At 67.8% G+C, this 20,709-nt stretch carries 21 protein-coding genes and 2 pseudogenes; 12 read left to right on the top strand and 11 right to left on the bottom strand.

The window, feature by feature from the left end; translation table 11 throughout:
- Positions 1-120: 120 nt before the first annotated feature.
- The 6 genes from ABIR74_RS05830 to ABIR74_RS05855 form a co-directional block, all read right to left on the bottom strand.
- On the bottom strand, positions 121-1,101 hold the full coding sequence (locus tag ABIR74_RS05830) for a DUF459 domain-containing protein (RefSeq protein ID WP_348175842.1): 981 nt from the start codon (positions 1,099-1,101) through the stop codon (positions 121-123).
- Between the two features lie 330 nt (positions 1,102-1,431).
- Positions 1,432-2,850, bottom strand: coding sequence for an MBOAT family protein (locus tag ABIR74_RS05835; RefSeq protein WP_348175844.1), 1,419 nt, complete (start codon positions 2,848-2,850; stop codon positions 1,432-1,434).
- Between the two features lie 26 nt (positions 2,851-2,876).
- Complete coding sequence (locus ABIR74_RS05840; RefSeq protein WP_348175845.1) at positions 2,877-3,704, bottom strand: hypothetical protein; 828 nt, start codon at positions 3,702-3,704, stop codon at positions 2,877-2,879.
- A gap of 79 nt (positions 3,705-3,783) precedes the next feature.
- On the bottom strand, positions 3,784-4,407 hold the full coding sequence (locus tag ABIR74_RS05845) for a hypothetical protein (protein WP_348175847.1): 624 nt from the start codon (positions 4,405-4,407) through the stop codon (positions 3,784-3,786).
- Between the two features lie 165 nt (positions 4,408-4,572).
- Positions 4,573-5,151, bottom strand: a complete 579-nt coding sequence (locus tag ABIR74_RS05850) for a hypothetical protein (RefSeq protein WP_348175849.1) — start codon at positions 5,149-5,151, stop codon at positions 4,573-4,575.
- Entirely contained in the window at positions 5,148-5,459 is a 312-nt protein-coding gene (locus ABIR74_RS05855) for a hypothetical protein (RefSeq protein ID WP_348175851.1), read from the bottom strand. The genes ABIR74_RS05850 and ABIR74_RS05855 overlap by 4 nt, the downstream gene beginning before the upstream one ends.
- A 177-nt stretch (positions 5,460-5,636) precedes the next feature.
- Between ABIR74_RS05855 and rpsF the strand changes: the two genes are divergently transcribed.
- The 5 genes from rpsF to dnaB all read left to right on the top strand — a co-directional run bounded on the left by rpsF (position 5,637) and on the right by dnaB (position 9,013).
- Positions 5,637-6,008 (top strand): 30S ribosomal protein S6, encoded by a 372-nt coding sequence (rpsF, locus tag ABIR74_RS05860; protein ID WP_348175852.1) that lies wholly within the window; start codon positions 5,637-5,639, stop codon positions 6,006-6,008.
- Complete coding sequence (gene ssb / locus ABIR74_RS05865) at positions 6,008-6,460, top strand: single-stranded DNA-binding protein (RefSeq protein WP_348175854.1); 453 nt, start codon at positions 6,008-6,010, stop codon at positions 6,458-6,460. The genes rpsF and ssb overlap by 1 nt, the downstream gene beginning before the upstream one ends.
- A gap of 13 nt (positions 6,461-6,473) precedes the next feature.
- Complete coding sequence (gene rpsR / locus ABIR74_RS05870) at positions 6,474-6,731, top strand: 30S ribosomal protein S18 (protein WP_348175856.1); 258 nt, start codon at positions 6,474-6,476, stop codon at positions 6,729-6,731.
- Between the two features lie 4 nt (positions 6,732-6,735).
- Positions 6,736-7,419, top strand: a complete 684-nt coding sequence (rplI, locus tag ABIR74_RS05875) for a 50S ribosomal protein L9 (RefSeq protein ID WP_348175857.1) — start codon at positions 6,736-6,738, stop codon at positions 7,417-7,419.
- A gap of 262 nt (positions 7,420-7,681) precedes the next feature.
- On the top strand, positions 7,682-9,013 hold the full coding sequence (dnaB, locus tag ABIR74_RS05880; protein WP_348175859.1) for a replicative DNA helicase: 1,332 nt from the start codon (positions 7,682-7,684) through the stop codon (positions 9,011-9,013).
- On the opposite strand, the pseudogene ABIR74_RS05885 reads toward dnaB, so the two are convergent.
- Positions 8,988-9,203, bottom strand: a pseudogene (locus tag ABIR74_RS05885) (M35 family metallo-endopeptidase); the annotation flags it as partial. The gene dnaB and the pseudogene ABIR74_RS05885 sit on opposite strands and share 26 nt — an antisense overlap.
- 4 nt (positions 9,204-9,207) lie before the next feature.
- Positions 9,208-10,092: a neutral zinc metallopeptidase gene (locus ABIR74_RS05890; protein ID WP_348175861.1), complete on the bottom strand. Its 885-nt coding sequence runs from the start codon at positions 10,090-10,092 to the stop codon at positions 9,208-9,210.
- Positions 10,093-10,369: 277 nt separating this feature from the next.
- On the opposite strand from ABIR74_RS05890, the gene ABIR74_RS05895 reads away from it, so the two are divergent.
- Complete coding sequence (locus ABIR74_RS05895) at positions 10,370-11,518, top strand: LanC-like protein (RefSeq protein ID WP_348175863.1); 1,149 nt, start codon at positions 10,370-10,372, stop codon at positions 11,516-11,518.
- A gap of 12 nt (positions 11,519-11,530) precedes the next feature.
- Here the strand turns inward: ABIR74_RS05895 and ABIR74_RS05900 are convergent, their stop codons facing one another.
- Both ABIR74_RS05900 and ABIR74_RS05905 read right to left on the bottom strand, forming a co-directional pair.
- Positions 11,531-13,657 carry a thiamine pyrophosphate-dependent enzyme gene (locus ABIR74_RS05900; RefSeq protein ID WP_348175865.1) on the bottom strand — a complete coding sequence of 709 codons (2,127 nt, stop codon included), beginning with the start codon at positions 13,655-13,657 and terminating at the stop codon, positions 11,531-11,533.
- A gap of 21 nt (positions 13,658-13,678) precedes the next feature.
- On the bottom strand, positions 13,679-14,266 hold the full coding sequence (locus ABIR74_RS05905) for a hypothetical protein (RefSeq protein WP_348175866.1): 588 nt from the start codon (positions 14,264-14,266) through the stop codon (positions 13,679-13,681).
- Positions 14,267-14,348: 82 nt separating this feature from the next.
- Between ABIR74_RS05905 and ABIR74_RS05910 the strand changes: the two genes are divergently transcribed.
- From ABIR74_RS05910 to purD, 3 genes are all read left to right on the top strand, one after another.
- Positions 14,349-15,614: an adenylosuccinate synthase gene (locus ABIR74_RS05910; RefSeq protein WP_348175868.1), complete on the top strand. Its 1,266-nt coding sequence runs from the start codon at positions 14,349-14,351 to the stop codon at positions 15,612-15,614.
- Between the two features lie 7 nt (positions 15,615-15,621).
- Entirely contained in the window at positions 15,622-16,773 is a 1,152-nt protein-coding gene (locus ABIR74_RS05915) for a pyridoxal phosphate-dependent aminotransferase (RefSeq protein ID WP_348175870.1), read from the top strand.
- Positions 16,774-16,846: 73 nt separating this feature from the next.
- The gene (gene purD, locus ABIR74_RS05920) at positions 16,847-18,067 is read left to right on the top strand and encodes a phosphoribosylamine--glycine ligase (protein WP_348175872.1); all 1,221 of its coding nucleotides are present in this window, start codon (positions 16,847-16,849) and stop codon (positions 18,065-18,067) included.
- Between the two features lie 13 nt (positions 18,068-18,080).
- On the opposite strand, the gene ABIR74_RS05925 is transcribed toward purD, so the two are convergent.
- Positions 18,081-18,521 carry a hypothetical protein gene (locus tag ABIR74_RS05925; RefSeq protein WP_348175873.1) on the bottom strand — a complete coding sequence of 147 codons (441 nt, stop codon included), beginning with the start codon at positions 18,519-18,521 and terminating at the stop codon, positions 18,081-18,083.
- Between the two features lie 108 nt (positions 18,522-18,629).
- Here ABIR74_RS05925 and ABIR74_RS05930 point away from each other — a divergent pair, with 108 nt between their 5' ends.
- The 3 genes and pseudogenes from ABIR74_RS05930 to ABIR74_RS05940 form a co-directional block, all read left to right on the top strand.
- Positions 18,630-19,748, top strand: coding sequence for a sensor histidine kinase (locus ABIR74_RS05930; protein ID WP_348175875.1), 1,119 nt, complete (start codon positions 18,630-18,632; stop codon positions 19,746-19,748).
- Positions 19,745-20,416: a response regulator transcription factor gene (locus ABIR74_RS05935; RefSeq protein WP_348175878.1), complete on the top strand. Its 672-nt coding sequence runs from the start codon at positions 19,745-19,747 to the stop codon at positions 20,414-20,416. The genes ABIR74_RS05930 and ABIR74_RS05935 overlap by 4 nt, the downstream gene beginning before the upstream one ends.
- A 37-nt stretch (positions 20,417-20,453) precedes the next feature.
- Positions 20,454-20,709 (top strand): annotated as a pseudogene (locus tag ABIR74_RS05940) (adenylosuccinate lyase); the annotation flags it as partial.

A 20,709-nucleotide genomic window follows, 5' to 3' on the forward strand; every position in this document is an offset into this window, starting at 1 on the left:
CTCCGCGTCGCCGATCCGAGCCCGACAAGTAGAGAATCTACCGCCCCGGCTGATCTCGGCCCTCGCGGAATTCGCTCGTCGGGACGACCGGGCAGGGCGTCCCGAACCCTTCGCCGACGTTCAGCCGTTGGCCAGGCGCCAGCTCGTCAGATCGAAGGTCGTATTGAGCTGCTTCAGCACTTCGCGTGCGATGATGTCGCCGCCCTCGTTGTCGAAGTGCACGCCGTCGCCGGCGCGAACCTTGACCTTGTCGCCCTTGGCGTTCTCCAGATACTCGGTATAGCCACCTGTATCGCCCGCGAACATCGTGTAGGTATCGACGAAGATCGCCTTGCTGCCACGCTTCTTCGCCTCCTTCTGGACAACGGCGTTGACGATGTCGAACCGCTGCGTCTGCGTCTCGCTGCGTGTGATCGGCAGGCCGAGCCAGACGACCGTGCCACCCGCGCGGTTGATGATGTCCATGACTCCGGCAACCCGTCGTCGATACTCCTCCTGCCACGTCGGGCCCCCGAACCCGCCTATCGTCGTGCCCTCGGGAAGGCCGGTCATGTAGGCCTTGTCGTCGTTCCCGCCGAAGTTGAGCACCACGACGTGCGGCTTGAGCTTCTTCACCTGCGTACGGATCTCCACGAACCAGTTGAAGACGTCGGGTCTCGTCAGCCCTGTCGCGACATGGCCGTCGACGCCACCGACGGCCTCGATCACCGGACTAGCACCGGCTGCCCGCACGATCGAGTACCCGGGTGTGATCACGAGCGAGTCGCCTGCAACCCAGAGGCGGAGCTTCCTGTTCGGGGTGAACTTCGGCTTTCCGGGCGGATTCGCCACCGCCGGCTTGGGCGTCTTGGCGTTGGTCGGCTTCGCTGTCGTCTCGGGAATCTCGATCGCGACGTCTATCTCGTCGGCATCACTCCGACCGGCGATGCTCTGCACGAGGTGGCGTGGCCGGTCGAGCTGAAGCGCGCCACTGACGCCGGCGAGGCCACCGGTGAGGGCGAGCGCGATGTCGCGTTCCGCTCCCTGCTGCTTGTTGAACGACGCCTTGTGCATTCCCGGCGCGTTGAGCAACGCGCCGAAGAGCAGCGCAAGCAGCGCCACGACGAGTCCGTTGCCGGCGGACGAGTACCGACGGCCATCATCGGTACGGTTCCTGCGTCCCTCAGGTGGCTCGGATGCAGCAGTTCCACGCCGCTGCGCCTCCGCCTTGCGACGCTGCGGCCGATCGGACGTCGTCGCACGTCGCTGGCGTCGATCGCGGCGTTCCGCATCGGCCTTCGATTGCGGCTCCGGCGCGGCAGGCGTGGGTGTGTCCTCCCACCCGGGGTCGGGTGAAGCCCCGGGAAGCGGCGGCAGGACGTGCTCGGCCGACTCCCTGATGGGCGGAAGCTTCGGGAGATCAGGCGGGTCGGGTGCCAATTGAGATGAGAGCTAGAAGCGGAAGTAGATGAATGGTGCCACGCCGTCCGGCCCCAACGCGTTCGTCAGCATGAGGGCAAACGCCAGCACAACAGCCTGGCCGACGACCGGCAGCCTGCCGAACCGGGCCATGATTGCGTACGGAACTCGCGCGGGGAGGTACTGCGAGCCGATCCCGACCGCGATCGCGAGCACGACGCCCCACGTCACGAGCGGCGACGGCTCGCCCCAGCCGGTGAAGAGGCCGGTGAGCATGTCGGACGCGGTCGCAAAGCTGTCAGAGCGGAAGAAGACCCATGCCACGCACACGATGTTGAACGTGATCAACCGCGAGATGATCCGCCTTCGCCGCGTGTCGGCCGGCTCGACGTAGCCGGGCCTCTCTCGCCGTCGGTGCTCCACGACGAGGGCGACCCCGTGGATAGCCCCCCACGCGACAAACGTCCAACCTGCCCCGTGCCAGAGCCCGCCGATCAGCATCGTCAGCGTGAGGTTGCGATACGTGATGATCTTGCCTCTGCGACTTCCGCCGAGTGGGATGTAGAGGTAGTCCCGCAGGAAGCGCGAGAGCGTCATGTGCCAGCGGCGCCAGAAGTCCTGGATCGAGACAGCGGCGTACGGCGAATCGAAATTCTGCGGAAAGGCGAACCCGAGCAAGAGGGCCAGACCGATGGCGATGTCGGTGTAGCCCGAGAAATCGGCATAGATCTGGACGGCATACGCGTAGATCCCGATCAGGATCTCGAGTGACGAGTGCTGACCCGGCGCACCGAACACCTGGTCGACGATGTTCGACGCGAGATAGTTCGCGATCACGACCTTCTTGAACAGCCCGGTCGCGATCAGGTAGAACGCGCGGCTCGTGTCGACGCGCCGCGGGTTGCGCGGCCCGTCGAGCTGGGGGATCAGCTCTCCTGGTCGCACGATCGGCCCGGCGACGAGGTGGGGGAAGAACGAGAGGTAGACAGCGAACTTCTCGAGCGTCGTCGGGACGAAGTCACCGCGATACGTATCTACGACGTAGCTGATCGCCATGAACGTGTAGAACGAGATGCCGACGGGCAGGATGATCGTCTTCAGCGACAACGGCAGATCGAGGCCAACGATCGAGGCCATGCTCTGCGACGAGTCGATGAAGAAGTCGTAGTACTTGAAGTAGCCCAGCACGCCGAGGTTCCCGGCGAGCGCGACCCAGAGCAGGAGCTTCTTCTGCTGCTTCGTCGTCGCCCGGTGGATGCGGACCGCGAGGACCTGGTTCCAGACGGTGCAGCCGGCGAGCAGGAAGATGAAACGCCAGTCCCACCAGCTGTAGAAAACGTAGCTTGCGATGAGAATGAACGGCCGCCAGCGGGCCGGCTTCGGCATTGCGAGCCACGAGAGTGGCAGCACGATGAGGAAGAAGATCGCGAACGTCGCGGTGGGGAAAAGCATCGGCGGAGCCTAGTTGCCGACCCGGATCAGCTGAGCCGGTTGAACGCGACGTCGAGCAGTGCCGCCATATCCGACCAGATGCTCGGCGAGGCGAGCACGACGCCTATCACCGATCGGTCGCCGCGGCGCACGGCGACGATCAGGCAGCCGCCGGCACGGGTCGTCCAGCCCGTCTTGACGCCGTAGGTGCCAGGCGTCGTCCCGAGCATCTTGTTGTGGTTCACCCACAGCTTCGCGCGCGTCGGAGCGGCCCACTTCGTCCAGTGCGATCGGGTCGAGACGAACTTCGCGAACGTCGGGTTCTGGAGCGCGGCGCGTGCGAGGACGGCCTGGTCGAGCGCAGTGGAGAGGTTGTAGTTGTCGTCGAGTCCGGACGCGCTCGCGTAGGTGGTCGAGGTCATCCCGAGTGCCTTCGCCCGTTCGTTCGCGAGTACGTAGAACCCGGCCAGCGAGCCGCCGCCCACGTCGATCGCGAGTGCCGTGGCCGAGTCATTGCCCGATGCCAGCAGAGCGGACCACAGGAGCGTCTCGCGCGTGTAGGCGCGACCGGCGACGAGGCCCTCCCTGTACGGCTCGACGTTCGTCGCATCGGGCGTGACCACCACGCGACCACGGAGATTCCCTCGCTCGATCACCGTGAGCGCCGTCATCACCTTCGTTAGCGACGCAATTGGCCGCCGCGCACTCGCGCGTCGGGCCGCGAGCACTCGCCCGGTCGCAGCGTCGATCGCAACGAACGACCGTGCGGCCACTCTCGCGGTCGCTGAGCTGTGGTCGGTAGCAGGTACCGCCGCCCCGGGAACGACGAGCGCGAGCAGCACGAAGGCGACCAGAGCGAGGCAGCGACCTGGCATCGAGCGATTGTGCCAGCCGGCTCGGCGAGCGGCCCGTGTGTCGAGCGATCCAGGCCCCATGCGGCCGACAGTCGTGGACTCAGATCGAGGTGGCGCGGAACACGAACGGCCGCAGGAAACGGGCGAGGCCTTCGGCGCCGGCGGCACTCATGTGGAGCCCATCGGAGCTGAACCACGGCTTGTCCGTGCTGAACGCGTTCCAGTCGGCGACCCGGAGCTCGGGCCAGCGTTTCGCGGCCGCGCGAATTGTGACGTTCGTCTGCCGGTAGATGTCACGCTCTTCGCGAAGCGTCACCCAGACGACACCCTTCGCTCCCTGCCGGAGAGCCGCGCGCATCACCCGGTCGATCCCCTTCGCGTACCCGGCGGAGGACTCGTTGTAGCCGACGTACACGATCAGGACATCGCCCAGCGAGCGACCAAGCGACTGAACGGCCTGGAGGGCATTCGGCGCGGTCGATCCCTGGTAGGGACAGCCGACCGTGACGAGCCGTCGGCACACGCGCAGGTCGAACCGGACGCTGAGCCCCCGTGAGAGCAGTGTCTTTGCCCTCGGCGTGTAGCTGATCGAGGCGGCGACGGAGTCGCCGACGAGCGTCGCGGGCACGGGCTTGGTTGCGGCCGCGGTACTCGCACTCGCGAGCACCGCGCAGACGAGCGCGGCAACAAGACAGCCGGTGAGGTGAGTGCGAAAGCGAGGCATGTGGGGCTCCGGAAGGAGTCGTGGCGTGGGGCGCGGAAGCCTTTACGATTGTGCCGGTCCGAGCCCGATCTCGCACCGCTCCTTACAGCACCCGAACACGCGAACCACATCGCCGGTCGGGCCACCAGGCGTTGCCGGGGCCGATTCGCAGGGCTTCCAGCGCTTCTAGCCTCCGGTCGGTCGGTCGGTCGTCGCTTCGAGATCCTGCAGAGCGGGCGGCAGCTTCGTGATGACAGTCGGTGACTCCGGTGCCGGCTCGAGCAGCGTGTGCTCGACGGGCGGAACGAACCAGGCGGGATCGGCCGCGCGCGGCTCGGCCGGCGGAGCCGTGGCGTAGCTCGGAATCGCGTCTCGTTTACGGTCGGCCCGCGATGCCGCCCACTCGATGAGGGCAACGAGCAGCCATGAGGCCGCCATCAGGCCGGCAATGACCGGCGCGCCGATCTCGGCGACGGCCGCTGCAGTCGCCACTCCGATCAGGAATAGCACCTCGAGAAGCAGGCGTGGAACGGCCGGCCGCTGCCGCACGGGTGCGCCGACCGCGCTCACCCATGCGTACGAGGGGGCCGGCGACGAACCGACTGTCTCGTTGTTCCAGCCAGGCTCGGAAGCCGGGAGGCCTGGCCCGCCGAGCCGGCGAACGTCGGCGCGAAGAGCCTCGACCTGGTCGGACAGTTCGCGGACAACGTCGGTGAGCTCGGGATCAGGCTCCCTGCCGTGTGCCGTCTCCTCCGCCGCTGTCATGTCGCCGGGCCTTCGTCGTTCATGGCGTCCATTGCCTCGCGCGCCTTCGCGTGGACGCGCGCACGTCGCTCCTCGAGCGTCTCGACGGCCGCGGGCTCAGCGGTCGGCTCCGGCGGCCGGGTCGCCGCCAGCTTGCGGCGGAGCTCCTCGGCCGGATCGTCAGAGGGATCGAGGACGATCTCCTCGACGACCTCGTCGGCTGGAGCAGGCGGTTCAGCTGGAACGCGTGATGCCTTACGTCGGGACAGCTTGCGCCCGAGCGCGGCGATGCCGACGATTCCAGCGAGCCAGGCGAGTGAACGCTTCACGAAGGCGATGGTATCGCGCGCGGCGGTGTGCGACGGAAGTAGAGGCTGTCGCGACCCAGCGTTGCGATTCGTCAGCTACCGTATATCGCGCTTCCTGCCTCTCCACGCCCGGGCCATTCCCAGCTCGTGCTTGCCGGTGAGGCCGCCTAAGACCGAAGGAAGGAGAAAAGGGAACCCGTGGTTGACTACGAGATCCTGCTGTTGTTGGACCCAGACCTCGCCGAGGAGCCCCAGGCGGAGGTCATCACGCGCGTGCGTGACCTGATCGAGAAGGGTGGCGGAACGTTCACGCGCCACGATGTGTGGGGCAAGCGCAAGCTCGCGTACGAGATCGACAAGAAAGCGGACGGCAACTACCACCTGTTGCTGTTCAGTTCGGCTCCGGAGACGCTCGACGAGGTCTCTCGCGTGCTCAAGATCGACGACAACGTGATGCGTCACATGGCGACACGTCGGCCCGAGGGAGGTCCCGCGGGGCCACTACCGGTCGCGGCCCCGATGAGTCACGATGCTGTGATCGATGATCTCGCAGAGGAGGATGAGGACTGATGGCCGCAAACATCAATCGCGTTGTGCTCGTCGGCAACCTGACCCGCGACCCGGAGATGAAACATCTCCCGTCCGGTACTGCCCTGTGCTCGCTTCGAATCGCGGTGAACACGCGCCGCAAGGACGAGTCGGGCCAGTGGACGGACAAGCCGAACTACTTCGACGTCTCGGTGTGGGGGGCGCAGGGCGAGAGCTGTGCGCAGTACCTCGCCAAGGGCCGCCCCGTCGCGATCGACGGTCGGCTCGAATGGCGCGAGTGGGAGGCGACCGACGGCTCCGGCAAGCGTCAGGCCGTCGAGATCGTGGCCGACAACGTCCAGTTCCTCGGGAGCCGCGGCGACGGTGACGGAGGCGGCGGTGGCGGTGGCGGCTCGTTCGTCCCGGCCGGAGCTTCCCAGCAGGGCGGCGCGGACTTCCCTTCATCGCCCACCGACGACGACATCCCGTTCTAGGAGATCTGACGACATGGCACAGAAAGCACCGCCGCGCAAGCGGCCCAGCTCCAGCTCCGCCCCCGGGCGCCGGAAGAGCTGCCACTTCTGCAAGGACAAGGTCACCGAAGTGGACTACAAGAACGTCAACCAGCTACGGCGCTACATCTCCGAGAAGGGCAAGATCCGCAACCGCCGCATCACGGGCGCGTGCCGTCGCCACCAGCGACAGGTCGCTGTAGCGGTGAAGCGGGCCCGCGAGGTCGCACTCCTGCCCTACGTCGGGGGCTGATCAGATGAACGTGATTCTGCTCAAAGACGTGGAGAAGCTCGGCCATCGCGGTGAGGTCGTGAACGTCGCGCGTGGCTACGCGCGGAACTTCCTGCTCCCCCGGAACCTCGCCGAGGTGGCGACCGACGGCCGCGTCAAGGAAGTCCAGCGCATCGATGCCCAGAAGGCGATGCACGAGGCTCGCAGCGCCGAGCAGGCCGCCGACATCGCGGCCACGCTCGGCAAGCTCGTGCTCAGGTTCGATGTCAAGTCTGGCCCAACCGGGTCGCTCTTCGGCTCGGTCACGACGACCGACATCGCCGATGAGATCTGGCGGATCCGCAAGATCCGCGTCGACCGTCGCAAGATCGGGATCGACAGCATCAAGCGGATCGGCCGTTACACGGTCACGATCGGCGTGTTCGAGGACGTCTCCGCCGATGTGAAGCTGATGGTCGTCCCCGAGGGTGGCGAGCTGCCGCCCGAGGAAGAGCTCGCAGCGATGATCGCGGTCGAGGAGGCGGAGGCCGCTGCTGCCGCCGAGGCTGCCGGCGTGAAGCCCGTCGTGGCTGAGGCCGAGTGGGAGACCGTCGAGGTCGACGAGGCCGTCGAGGCTGATGACACGGCCGACCTTGTCGGCACCGAGACCGTCGAGGTCGTCGACACGGTGGAGGTCGTCGAGGAGCTCGAGGAAGAGCCCGAGGCGTAGTGCCGTTCCCGTTTCGGCGGCTCCCTGAGGGGGCCGCCGGAACGTTTTCGTCCACAGGGCCTGTGGACAGGCGGTCAGACTTCCCGCTCGGAGCGGAGATCCGCGGTGGATAACTGGTGTCGCGTCTGGGGAGAAGTCGTCCGCTTCGGGGGATAGAGTAAGAACATATGTTCTTTTTCCCCTGCACGTTAGGGCACCGACGGCCGTTCTTGCCCTGTCCCTCCGGCGCAGGTTGACTGGCCCTGTGACCGTTGCTCCGAGCGTGCCGTCGGCAATTGTGCCGCCCCAGAACCTGGAGGCGGAGGAGTCCGTTCTCGGAGCGATGCTCCTCTCGGCAACCGCGATCGGTGCTGTTACCGAGGTCGTTTCGGCCTCCGACTTCTACCGTGAGTCGCACGGCACGATCTACCAGGCGGCGCTTGCGCTCTACGGCAAGGGCGAGCCCGTCGACGCGATTACCCTTGCGAACGAGCTCGACGAGCGCAGCGAGCTCGAGCGCATTGGTGGCACCGCGAAGATAGCCGAGCTGGCGGCGGTCGTTCCGGCGACCTCGAACGCGGAGCACTACGCCCGGATCGTCAAGGAGATGGCGACGCTACGCGGCCTCGTTCGTGTCGGCCAGGAGATCCAACGTCTCGGGCAGACGCGGCCCGGCGCGACAACCGATCTCGTCGACCGGGCCGAGCAGATGGTGTTCGAGCTCGCGCAGCAGCGCGTCAGCGGCGACTTCGCCCACATCCACGATCTGCTCAACGAGAGCTTCGCGCGGATCATGCACCTCTACGAGGCCGGCGTCGACGTCACCGGTGTGCCATCCGGGTTCCGCGAGCTCGACAAGCTCACCTCCGGCTTCCAGCCCGGGAACCTCGTCATCATCGCGGCTCGTCCCTCGATGGGGAAGTCTGCGCTCGCCCTCTGCACCGCGGCCAACCTCGCCGTTCGTCACGAGACGCCTGTCGCTCTGTTCACACTCGAGATGTCGAAATCCGAGGTGACACAGCGACTGATGTGCAGCGAGGCAAAGGTCGAGTCGCAGCGCCTGCGCTCGGGGCGGCTCGCGCAGGACGACTGGCCGCGACTCACCGCGGCCTGCGACAAGCTGATGAAGGCGCCGATCTACGTCGACGACACGGGGTCGATCACGATGATGGAGCTCCGATCGAAGGCGCGCCGCCTCAAGTCGCGTGAGCCGAAGCTGGGCATGATCATCGTGGACTACCTGCAGCTGATGACCTCGGGGTCGAATCCGGAGAACCGGGTGCAGGAGGTCTCGCAGATCTCCCGCCAGCTCAAGGTGCTCGCCCGCGATCTCGAGGTTCCGATTCTCGCGCTCTCCCAGCTCTCCCGCGCCGTCGAGCAGCGCCACGACAAGCGGCCGATCCTCTCCGACCTCCGTGAGTCCGGAAGCATCGAGCAGGACGCCGACCTCGTCGCGTTCGTCTACCGCGACGAGTACTACAACGGCGAGGAGTCCGATTCGCAGGGACTCGCCGAGGTGATCCTCGCAAAGCACCGCAACGGTCCGACCGATTCGGTCAAGCTGAGCTTCCTGAAGCGGTACGCGAAGTTCACCGACATGGCCGCAGCTTCGTAGCGGCGCTCGCTCGATCCCCGCCCCACGGTTGCGACGGGGTGTTCTCCGCAAAGTACTCGTGGCTGTAAGTGTTTTCGACCTCCGAATCAGGATCCGTTACGGCAAGGCTCCTGGCCCCGGTCTGGCCGTAGACGACGTCCTGCGTGCCGGCGACGACGGTGGAATGGCTCATCTCGTGGAGAGAAGAACCGTGATCAGACGCGTCCGCGGAACGTATCGCAGTTCGGCGGCCCCGATCCCTCGACCCCGCGGATGAACCACGCCTTTCGCTGCTCGGCCGATCCGTGGGTCCACGATTCCGGCCGAACCTGCCCACCGGCTCGCCCCTGGATCCGATCGTCGCCAACCGAGGCCGCGGCGTCGAGGGCGTCGGCGATGTCCTGGCGGGTGATGTCCGCCACGAAGCCGGTGTCGAGGGCGTGGCCGACCCAGAGTCCGGCGTAGCAATCCGCCTGGAGCTCGAGCCGCACCTGACCTCCCTGCGGGCCGGTGTCGCGGCTCGCCCGGCCGAGTGCGCCCGTCAGATTCTGAACGTGGTGCCCGTACTCGTGCGCGAGGACGTAAGCCTCGGCGAGCGGGCCGCCTCGTGCGCCGAGCTGTGACTGGAGATCCTCGAAGAACCCGAGGTCGATGTACACGTAGCGATCTCCCGGGCAGTAGAAGGGCCCAACGGCCGACGTCGCCGCTCCACAGCCGGTCTGGATGCTGTCCGTGAAGAACCGCGTTCTGGCGGGCTCGTAGTTGCGCACCGTCTTCGCCCAGTAGGCCTGCACGCTGTTGACGACGGCGACGATGCGGCAGTCATCACGTTCGTTCGCGTCTGCACCCGTGCGGCACTCGGCCTGGAGGTCGGTCGAGGCCGTTCCCGGTCCGACGGTCTGGCCCGTCAGCGCGCCGAGATCACCAACGCCGCCACCTCCGCCGCCGAGCAGCAGGAATGCCACGAGGACGATCGCTCCGATCAGCCCGCCGCCGCCGAGAGTGATCGGTACGGCCCCTGGTCGGCCGCTCCCCCCGCTCGCTCCGCGGTAGTCCTCCACCTGCGACGGGTCGAGCCTGGCGTTCCTCCGGAATCGCATCCCATCATCTTCCCAGAAGCCGTGGTGCCTAACCGAACTGGAAGAATGGCCTAGTGCAACGTCCGGGGAATACGGCACAGCTCGTCCGGCTGCAAACGCTTCGCATCGCTTCGTCCTCGGTCGCCCCGGTACAACCCGGTATCGAGGCTCCTTGCGTCCTCGCGCTGCTCGGTTTTCGCTCGCCCGAGCAGCACCGGATTCCCCGGACGGCGCACTAGTGCTCTACGACCCGTCCGCACACGAGCCTCTTGCGGGTAGCCCCTGGGACGAGGCACGCGTGCGCGAGGCAATTCGCGCCATCGTTGCCGATGCGGAGCGTGCCTACACTCCGTCAGGCGCGTGGCCCTTGCACGCGCTCGACGCCGGCGAGGAAGACGACGACTGGGGTGGCGTCTCGCACGGCGTCTACCTCGGTGCGGCGGGGATGCTGTGGGGTCTCGACCGATGCCTGCAGGCCGGTTCAGCCGAGACGTCGATCGACCTTCGGGCGGCCGGGGCCGGCCTCCATGAGGCGTACCTCTCGCACTGCCACCCCCCTGATGAGCCGATGCCGGGCATCTGGACGGGCGAGGCCGGCGTATTGCTCGTCGCCGAGATCCTGGCGTCCCGTCCGGGCAGCACAGATACCCTCCTGGGCGTCGTGCGCGGCAATGCGCGAAACGTGGCGCTCGAGATCCTCTGGGGCGCACCGGGCACGATGCTCGCCGCGCGTGAGATGCATCGTCGCACAGGCGAGGAGCGCTGGGCCGATGCGTGGCGGGAGAGCGCGGCTGCGGTGCTCGGCGAGTGGCACGTGGACGAGGAGTTCGGCTGCCGCCTGTGGACGCAGATCATGGTGGGCAAGCCGGGACGCGTGCTGGGAGCGGTTCACGGATTCGCGGGGAACGTCCTCTCACTCGCAGCGGGGTTCTGCCTCTTGCCCGAGCAGACTCGCGAAGAGATCGTCGTCGGCGCGACAAGGACTGCCGTCTCGACCGCCGTCGTCGAGGGCGGGCTCGCGAACTGGCCCACATCCGTCGGGCGCGATGTCGGCGGTGTGGGCGCGCGGACACAGTGGTGTCACGGCGCCCCCGGCGTCGTCGGAGCGCTCTCGTCGTTACCGCGGGAGGCGGAGCTGGACGCCCTTCTCCTTGCAGGCGGCGAACTCGTCTGGGAAGCCGGACCACTCGCGAAGGGGGCGGGGCTGTGCCACGGGACTGCGGGAAACGGACTCGCGTTCCTCGCCCTCTTCGCCCGCACCGGCGACGAGATCTGGTTGCAGCGGGCCCGTTCCTTCGCCATGCACTCCCTTGCTCAGGTCGAACGCCAGCGCGAGAGACACGGACGCGGATGGTTCAGCCTCTGGACCGGCGACCTAGGGACGGCGCTCTACGCATGGCAGTGCATCGAGGGCGACCCGGCACTACCCGCCCTCACGGCCTGGTAGAACCGAGGCGGCTCAGACGAGTGCGAGCGCCGCCGCTTCGATCTCGTCCTCCGAGAGCAGCACGAGATTCGCCGCGCTGCCGAGGGGGACGAAGGAGTCCTTGCTCGTCACGCGGGCGAGCTGGCCGTCGTAGCCTGCGTCGATCAGTGTCGCGATCACACCCTCCGAGACCCCGCCGGTGCGGCGCGTCTCGTCGACGACGAGCACACGCTGTGTCGCAACCGCCTCGCGCGCGATGTCCTCGATCGGGAGGGGAGCCAGCCAGCGCAGGTCGACGACGCGCGCCCGGATCCCATGCTGCTCGAGGCGCCGTGCAACCCGGAGCGACATCAGAAGGCCGTTGCCCCAGGTCAGCATCGTCAGGTCCCGTCCGTTGCCGTAGGTGCGTGCCGACCCGAGCGGCACGTGGTCGGCGGCGATCGTCGCGAGCCAGCCGCCGTCCCCTTCCTCGTACAGATCACGGGTGTGGTACAGGGCGATCGGCTCGAGGAACGCACAGACGCTACCGTCGACCTTCGCCGCGGCAACGCACGTCTTCAGCATCGCGGCGGCGTCGTCCGGACGCGACGGCGAGGCGATCACGAGCCCCGGGATGTCCCGGAGCACGGCGACCGAGTCGTCGTTGTGGAAGTGACCGCCGAAGCCCTTCTGGTAGCCGTACCCGGCGATCCGAACGACCATCCCGTTGCGATACTGGCCCTGCGAGAAGAACTGCAGCGTCGCGGCTTCGCCGCGAAGCTGATCCTCGGCGTTGTGGAGGTATGCGAGGTACTGGATCTCGGGGACGGGGACGAAGCCGCTGACAGCCGCGCCGAGCGCAAGGCCGAGGATCGAGGTCTCGTCGAGCAGCGTGTCGAAGACCCGGCCGGCACCGAAGCGGGCATGGAGCCCGCGAGTGACGCCGTAGACGCCACCCTTGGCGGCGACATCCTCACCGAAGAGGAGCGTCTCCGGGTGCCGGTCGAGAACGTCCGCCAGAGCGCCGTTGATCGCGAGCGCGAGGGTAACGCGCTCTCCGACGGGGGAGGTGCCCCGGACAAGCGCCGCGACGGCGTCCCGAGAGTGCGGCGCGAGCGACCCCATCACCGCGGACGCGGTCGCGAGCTGGGGCCGACGCGCTGCATCGATGGCCGCCTCGCGCACGCGATCTCGGGTCTCGAGGTACTCGGCCGCGAGGGCCGTACCGGTCCGGGCTCCCGCCGCCACGAGCCATCGTGCCGTTGCGAGGAGCGGGTCACGGTCGAGGTCCGCGCGCACGTCGTGCGGTGCGCGGTAGGCGGCTTCCACGTCCGCGCCCGCGTGACCGAGGTAACGGACGGTGCGCAGGTGGAGGACGGCAGGTCGTCGGTGCTCACGGACCCAGTCGGCGAGCGCCTGAGCCGTTTCGAGCACGGCTTCCGGGTCGTCTCCGGACACCGTTTCGTAGCGCAGGCCGATACGGCTCGACAGAGTGTTGGCCACCCAGCCCGCGGGCGACGGGACGCTGATGCCGAGACCGTTGTCCTCGCAGAGGAAGAGCACGGGTACGGGGAGGTGCTGGTGGGCCGCGTGGCCCGTGGTGTTCAGCGCCGCCTGCGCCGTCGCGTGGTTGAGGGATGCGTCGCCGAAGCTACAGACGACGATCGCGTCGCTCGGCCAGGCGCAAGCGACGCCGAGCTTTCGGGCGCGATCGATCGCGATCGCGACACCGACTGCCCGCGGGAGATGTGACGCGATCGTGGACGTTTGCGGGATCACCGCAAGGTCATGATGACCGAAGACCTTGTGGCGCCCGCCTGCGATCGGCTCGTCGATCGAGGCGGTGACGCCCTGCATGATGTCCGGCACGCCGTCTCGTCCGACCTGGGCAGCGCGCGCGAGGTAGAAGGCGCCGGAGCGGTAGTGGAGGAGCGCCGGGTCCGTCGGGCGGAGCGCAAGCGCAACCGCGGCGTTGCTCTCGTGGCCTGCCGAGCCGATCGTGTAGTAGCTCCGGCCCTCCTTCTGGAGCCACCGTGCGGCAATGTCACAGTTGCGACTCGCGATCTGTGCAGTCCAGAGTTTCTCGGCCGAAGGCGCGACGAGACCGGCTGTGGGTGGCGGCTCGAGCGCTGCCAGTGCCGCAAGCAGGTGCTGCTCGAGTGGGTCGAGATCGGCCGCCATGGTTGCCTGGTGAGCCGCGTCCTAGCCGAAGAAGACGAACGGCCGCACGACGTGAGAGTCGATCGCTTCCTCCCACACGATGGCGCCGCCCGCCTCGACCTCACCGTGGAGCCGTGCTGCTAGCGCTTCGGCGTCGTCGCGGGTGGCCGCACCGATGATCAGGTGTGACCACTGACGGATGGGTTGGTATCCCTCGGCCTCGAGCGTCTTCTCCAGCGCGACCGCCTCGTGGCGCGCGCGACACTCGACGCGCACCTCCCAGGGGGCGTAGCCCTTCTCCGTGACGTCGTCCTCCCACCTCTCGTCGGCGGGCTCGTTGTCCCATCGCTCCTCGTCGGCGAGCCAGTGCTCGACAGTACTCGTCGTCGCGACGATTCGGTGGTGCTCGAGCTCGGAGAGGATCACCGCATGCGCGTGCTCGGCTTGCGGACGCGAGTCCGCGTACACGAAGAGGTTCGCGTCGTCTCCCGAGATCGAAACATGTCCGCCCTGGAGCGCCTGCGCGAGATCGGTGCCGAGAGGGCTCAGCCCGTCCTGAAGGAGCTGCACGAACTCCCGTCGCGCGTTGTCGTTTGCGAGTTCGACCCGCACTCTCCAATCGTCAGCCACAGGGAGAGCATAGAGACTCGATACGAAGCGGTAGCCATCCTGTGTGGCGCGGCTGGCGGTCGCGTGTGCGAGACTGTCTCACGTGCCAGCCACCGTCATCGTCGGTGCGCAGTGGGGCGACGAGGGGAAGGGCAAGATCGTCGACCTGCTCGCCCAGGACTCCGATCTCGTCTGCCGTTACCAGGGCGGGCCGAACGCAGGGCACACGATCGTCGTCGACGGCGAGACCTACAAGATCCGTGCAGTGCCGTCCGGGATCATCACGGGCAAGGCCTGCGCCATCGGTGCAGGTTGCGTCGTCGACCCGCAGGTGTTGATCGGCGAGCTCGACGATCTCGAGTCCCGCGGGCTGCCTACCGCCGGACTCGTCTTCCTCTCCGGAAACGCCCATCTGATCATGCCCTGGCACGTTGCGCTCGACGGTGCGCGCGAGCGGAAGCTCGGCAACCTGCAGATCGGAACGACCCGCCGCGGTATCGGCCCCGCGTATGCCGACAAGGCGACGCGGATCGGAATCCGTGTACAAGACCTCCTCGATCCAAAGATTCTGCGCCAGAAGATCGAGCTCGCGATCACGGAGAAGAACGTGTGGCTCGAGCGGGTCTACGAGATCGCGCCGTTCGACCTCGATGAAGTGGCAAACACCTACGAGGGCTACGCCCAACGGCTACGCCCGTACATCGCCGACACGTCGCTCCTCGTCGATCGAGCGTTGCGGAACGGCGACAACGTCCTCTTCGAGGGTGCGCAGGGAACGCTGCTCGACCTCGATCACGGCACGTATCCGTTCGTCACATCGTCGAGCCCGATCGCGGCGGGTGCCGCGGTCAGCTTCGGCATCGGCCCGAATCGGATCGACGAGGTTCTCGGCGTCTCGAAGGCCTATGTGACCCGGGTCGGTGAGGGGCCGTTCCCATCCGAGATCCAGGGAGAGGATCAGGAGCGCGTCCGCCAGCTCGGTGGGGAGTTCGGCACCGTCACGGGCCGCGAACGCCGCTGCGGTTGGCTTGATCTGCCGGCGCTGCGCTTTGCCGTTCGCGTCAACGGCATCACGTCGCTCGCGCTAACGAAGATCGACGTTCTCTCGTCCTTCGCGGAGATCCCGATCTGCGTGCGGTACGCCCTGCCGGACGGCAGCGAGACCGACGACTTTCCCGCCCATCAGTCCGACTTTCACCACTGCCGGCCCGTCTTTGAGGTTCTCCCGGGGTGGCAGGAAGAGATCGAGGGCAACGAGTTGCCGGACGTTGCCGTCGCCTACGTACGGTTCGTCGAGGCCGCGCTCGGTGTCCCCGTCTCCCTTGTCGGCATCGGGCAGGGCCGTGAGGCCGTGCTGACGCTCCCCTGACACCTCGTTGGCAGTCTCCCGTCTCGAGGGCGTTCCCGGCATCGGCGTCGACCGGATGGGCGACGCAGCGGATGGCGCCGCCGACCCCGACCTACTGCGGCTCGAGAACCTCGATACGGATCTGCGGCCACTCGCCGCTGCTCTCGAGGCGACACGCATCGCGATCGACGACGACAACGCCAACAGCTACCTCCCGTTTCCCGGACACGAGCGGCTGCGGCACGCTGTTGCCAGTCACGTCGGGCGCGGGGTGCGTGAGATCGACTGGCAGCACACGCTGATCACCGCAGGTGGACTGAACGGGATCCTCAACGTCCTCCTGGCAACCCTCGAACCGGGCGACGAGGTCGTGCTCACGGATCCGGTCTACGCCGGGCTCCTGAACAGAGTTCGGGTTGCGGGTGGCGTGCCCAGCCTGGCCCGGCTCGAGCCGAGCGCCGCCGGCTGGAGCCTCGACCTCGACAGCCTCCGCGCGGCCGTCAGCGCTCGGACGCGCGTGCTTCTCATGATGAGCCCGTCCATGCCGTCGGGCTCGGTTCTCGATCGTCCGGCGTGGGACGCGGTCACCGAGCTTTGCCTCGAGCGCGACCTTCTTCTCGTCGTCGACACCGCGATGGAGCGAATCCTCTTTGACGGTCGCCTGGCCATCGATCCGCTCGCGCTCGACGGGATGGCGGACCGAACGATCATTGTCGGTTCGGCGTCGAAGGAGTTGCGCATGATCGGATGGCGCGTCGGATGGGTCGTGGCTCCGCCGGCGCTCGTCCACGACATCGGCCTCGTCTGCATCTCGAACGTCGTTTGTCAGGTCGGGATCGCACAGACTGCGGTGGCGGTCGCTCTCGAGGCGGGCGATGGCGACGTTGCGGCCGCGGCCGCGGAGTGGGAGCGTCGCCGGGACGTGATCCTCGCCGAACTCGACGGCCTTCCGGTGATTCCGCCGCACGGAGGCTGGTCGATGCTGCTCGACATTCGCTCGCTCGGCCACACCGCCGAAGAGGCGTCGGAGCGGCTGTTCCGCCTCGGACGGGTTGCCGCGACGCCGATGACCAACTGGGGCTCCGAGCGGGCCGGCGATTACGTGCGGTTCGTGTTCGCTAACGAGCCGTGCGAGCGCCTGCGCGGCTTCGGCGACCGGGTGCGCGCGGCTCTTCTGTAGGCCGGGGTGCGAGGATGGCGCAACGCTTCAGCCTGACGCCGGAACGTCCTCGGCCTCGAAGTAGAATCGAGCAATGCGCGTCCTTCTTCTCGGCTCCGGTGGACGCGAGCATGCGCTCGCCTGGAAACTCGTCCAGTCGCCGCTGCTCACCGAGCTCCATGCTGCGCCCGGGAACCCGGGGATCGCGTCCCTCGGGCAGTGCCATCCGGTGCGCGCCGACGACAGCGAGGCGGTGCTCGGTCTTGCGCGTGCGTTGCACATCGACCTCGTTGTGGTCGGCCCCGAGGTCCCTCTCGTCGCCGGGCTCGCAGATGTTCTCCGCGTAGGTGGCGTCTCCGTCTTCGGCCCTTCTCGGGGTGCTGCCGCGATCGAGGGCTCGAAAACGTTCGCGAAGGACGTGATGGCCGTTGCCGGCGTCCCGACCGCAGCACCTCTTCCGGAGCCGATCGCCCCGTGCGTCCTCAAGGTCGACGGCCTCGCGGCCGGCAAGGGCGTCGTGGTCTGCCACACGCAGGACGAAGTCGAAGAGGGCCTCGTCGAGCTCGCCGCCCTCGGTGGGGATCTCGTCATCGAGGAGCTGCTCGAGGGGCCTGAGATCTCGGTCTTTGCACTCTGCGACGGCGCCACGTGTCTCGCGCTCCCGGTGGCGCAGGACTTCAAGCGCGCGCACGACGGTGACGTTGGCCCGAATACCGGTGGCATGGGGTCGTTTGCGCCTGTGCCAGGATTCGACGCCGATGCGATCGAGGAACTTGTCGACCTCACGTGCCGCCCGATCCTCGCCGAGCTCGCGGAGCGCGATCATCCGTTCATCGGAACCCTGTTTGCCGGACTGATGCTGACTCCGGACGGGCCGCGCGTGCTCGAGTACAACTGCCGCTTCGGGGACCCCGAGACGCAGTCGCTGATGCCGCTCGTCGAAGGTGACCTGCTCGAAGCGCTCGCGGCGTGTGCCGCCGGTGACCTGGGTGACGTCCGCCTTTCCCGGGGCGCGAGCGCCGCGGTCACCGTCGTCCTTGCGGCTGGTGACTACCCGGCGCGGGGAGACAGCGGTTCCAGGATCGACGGGATCGAAGCGGCCGAGGCGACAGGGGCGCTCGTCTTCCACGCGGGGACTGCCCTGCGCGACGGTTCACTTGTGACGAATGGCGGCCGGATTCTCGACGTCACGGGTATCGGGGACAACGTCGCCGCCGCGCGGTCAGTGGCGTACGCGGCGGCAGACATGATCCGGTGGAGCGGCGTGCGGCGGCGAGACGACATCGCGCTTGCAGCCGCAACGGCCGGCGGATAGGCGTCCTGCCCGCTCAGCTCGCCCTCGAGGCCTGCGTCGAACGGTAGACCGTGCCCGCGCCGAGCCCGACGCAGAGCCAGAGGATCGCCGCGAGGAGGATCCCCCACTCTTCCTGCACGTACTCAGGCCCCGCCCCGCCGAAGACAGACTTCGACCAGTCATCGATCACGTTCATCGAGACGAAGAAGACGATGCCGCCGATCAGTGCGGAGACGATCTGCAGGACGACGTGCCACCGCCCGGTGAGCCACACCGCGAGGGCTGCCGACCCGGCAAGCATCAGGGAGAAGCCGATCACCCAGAGGACGCTAGGGAGCGTGCCCTCGCCCGATTCCGTCACCGCGATCGCGGCGAACTTCGCCAGCCACGCCAGGGCGCCGACGAGGAGCAGGGCTGTGGCGAGCCGGAGCCAGGTGTACGTCGTGGTATTCGTGGATGTCGCGGTATCAGTCATGCCACGACCGTAGAGGCGTCTCGGACGAGTTGCATCTGCCGCGCGGCGGATCTTGTCCTCTGCCGTCGGGCAGATGCCACGCGGCCCGCCCTCGATTAGGTTCCAATCGTGAGTCGGCTTCGCCCACCCCGCCTGGACATCGTTCTGGCGCTTGCGCTTGTAGGGCTCGTGCAGCTGGAGCTGTGGGGATCCGATGTGACGACGCCTGTGCTCGTGGCGCTCCCGGCGTCGCTCGGCATGGCGGTGCCGCTCGCGTGGCGGCGCCTCGCGCCGCTCGGCGTCGCGACGACCGTGGCGGGCTCCTGGATGGCGCAGTCCGTGCTTGACGACTCGCCGCAACCCGTCCAGTCGACGCTTCTCGCGATTGCGCTCGCCGCCTACTCGGTGGGCGCGTACACCCAGCGTCCGCGGGCGATCGCCGGGCTGGCCGTCGTGCTCGGTGCGTGCCTCGTCGTCGAGGCGGGCGACCTGATCGTGATGGGCCCCTTCTTTGTCGGCGTCTGGCTCGCCGGACGGCTCTTCCGCGACCGCCAGCATCTTGCCGTGGAACTGCAGGCTCGCACGGAGGAGCTCGAGTTGCGGCAGCAGGAGACTGCACGCCTGGCCATCGCTGAGGAGCGGGCCCGTATCGCCCGTGAACTCCATGACGTCGTCGCGCACAGCATCAGCGTGATGGTCGTCCAGGCAGGCGCCGAGCGGCTCGCGTCGAGCGATCGCTCCGGGTCGACCGCCGACGTGCTGCGGTCGATCGAGGTAACGGGGCGCGAAGCGCTGGCGGAGATGCGGCGCATGGTCGGGATGTTGCGGGACGACGATCGGCACCCGGCCCATGCCCCCCAGCCGGGGCTCGACCGCCTCGAGGATCTGATCGCGGTGGTGCGTGACGCCGGCCTTCCCGTGGAGCTTCGGGTGGAGGGCAACCCCCGTCCGCTCTCGGCCGGACTTGACATCTCTGCGTACCGGATCCTGCAGGAGGGGTTGACGAACGCGCTCAGGCATGCTCACGCAACGCAGGCCAGCATCCTCGTCAGGTTCGGAGCCGCCGAGTTGGAGCTCGAGGTCGAGGACGACGGAGCCGGTGCGCCGATCGGCGGCGTCTCCGGGCACGGCCTCCTCGGCATGGGGGAGCGCGTGGCACTCTACGGCGGCGTGCTGGAGGCCGGGAACGGCACCGCCGGCGGCTTCGTCGTGCGGGCTCGCCTACCGCTCGCGGAGGGGCACGCGTGACCATTCGGGTGCTGATCGCGGACGACCAAGCGCTCGTGCGCGGCGGCTTCCGCAAGATCCTGGATGCCGACGAATCGATCGAGGTCGTCGGCGAGGCCTCCGACGGGCTGGAGGCTGTGAGCATGGCGCGCCGCTTGACACCGGACGTCGTCGTGATGGACATCCGGATGCCGAACCTGGATGGGCTGCAAGCCACGCGACGGGTCGTCGAAGTGCGTCCGATGACCAGGGTCCTGATCGTGACCACGTTCGGGCTGGACGAGTACGTCCTGGATGCGCTGCGCGCAGGCGCGAGTGGGTTCCTTCTCAAGGACGCTCCGCCAGAGAATCTCCTCGTTGCGGTGCGCGTCGTCGCCCGCGGCGAGGCGCTCCTCGACCCGGCTGTGACTCGGCCGCTTATCGCCGAGCTCGCGAAAAGACCGGGAGCTCGTCCGGAGCTCGGCGCACAGTTGGCCGAGCTCACCCCGCGGGAGCTCGAAGTGGTGACGTTGCTCGCGGCGGGGTTGTCGAACGCCGACATCGCGCGCACTCTCGTGATCGCGGAGGGAACCGCGAAGACGCACGTCGCGAGCATCCTCGCCAAGTTGCGCCTGCGCGACCGCATTCAGTGCGTGATCTTCGCGTACGAGTCCGGGCTCGTGCGCCCGGGTGAGGTGCCCTTGCCGTAGTCGTCGCCGCAGCCGGGGCACGCTCTAGAATGACCCTGTGATTCCTCGCTACTCCCGCCCTGCCATGACCCTGATCTGGTCGGACGGAGCGAAGCTCCGCCGTTGGCTCGACGTCGAACTGGCGGCGCTCGACGGCTGGGCCGAGGTGGGAGTCGTCCCGCCCGAAGCGGTCGCGACGATTCGCGAGCGAGCCGTGACTCCCACGCCTGAGCGCGTGGCCGAGATCGAGCGCGAGACGAACCACGATGTCGCCGCCTTCGTCGACGCCGTCTCCGAGGGGCTCGGCGAGGATG

Source organism: Gaiella sp. (assembly GCF_039915195.1).
Taxonomy (GTDB): domain Bacteria; phylum Actinomycetota; class Thermoleophilia; order Gaiellales; family Gaiellaceae; genus Gaiella.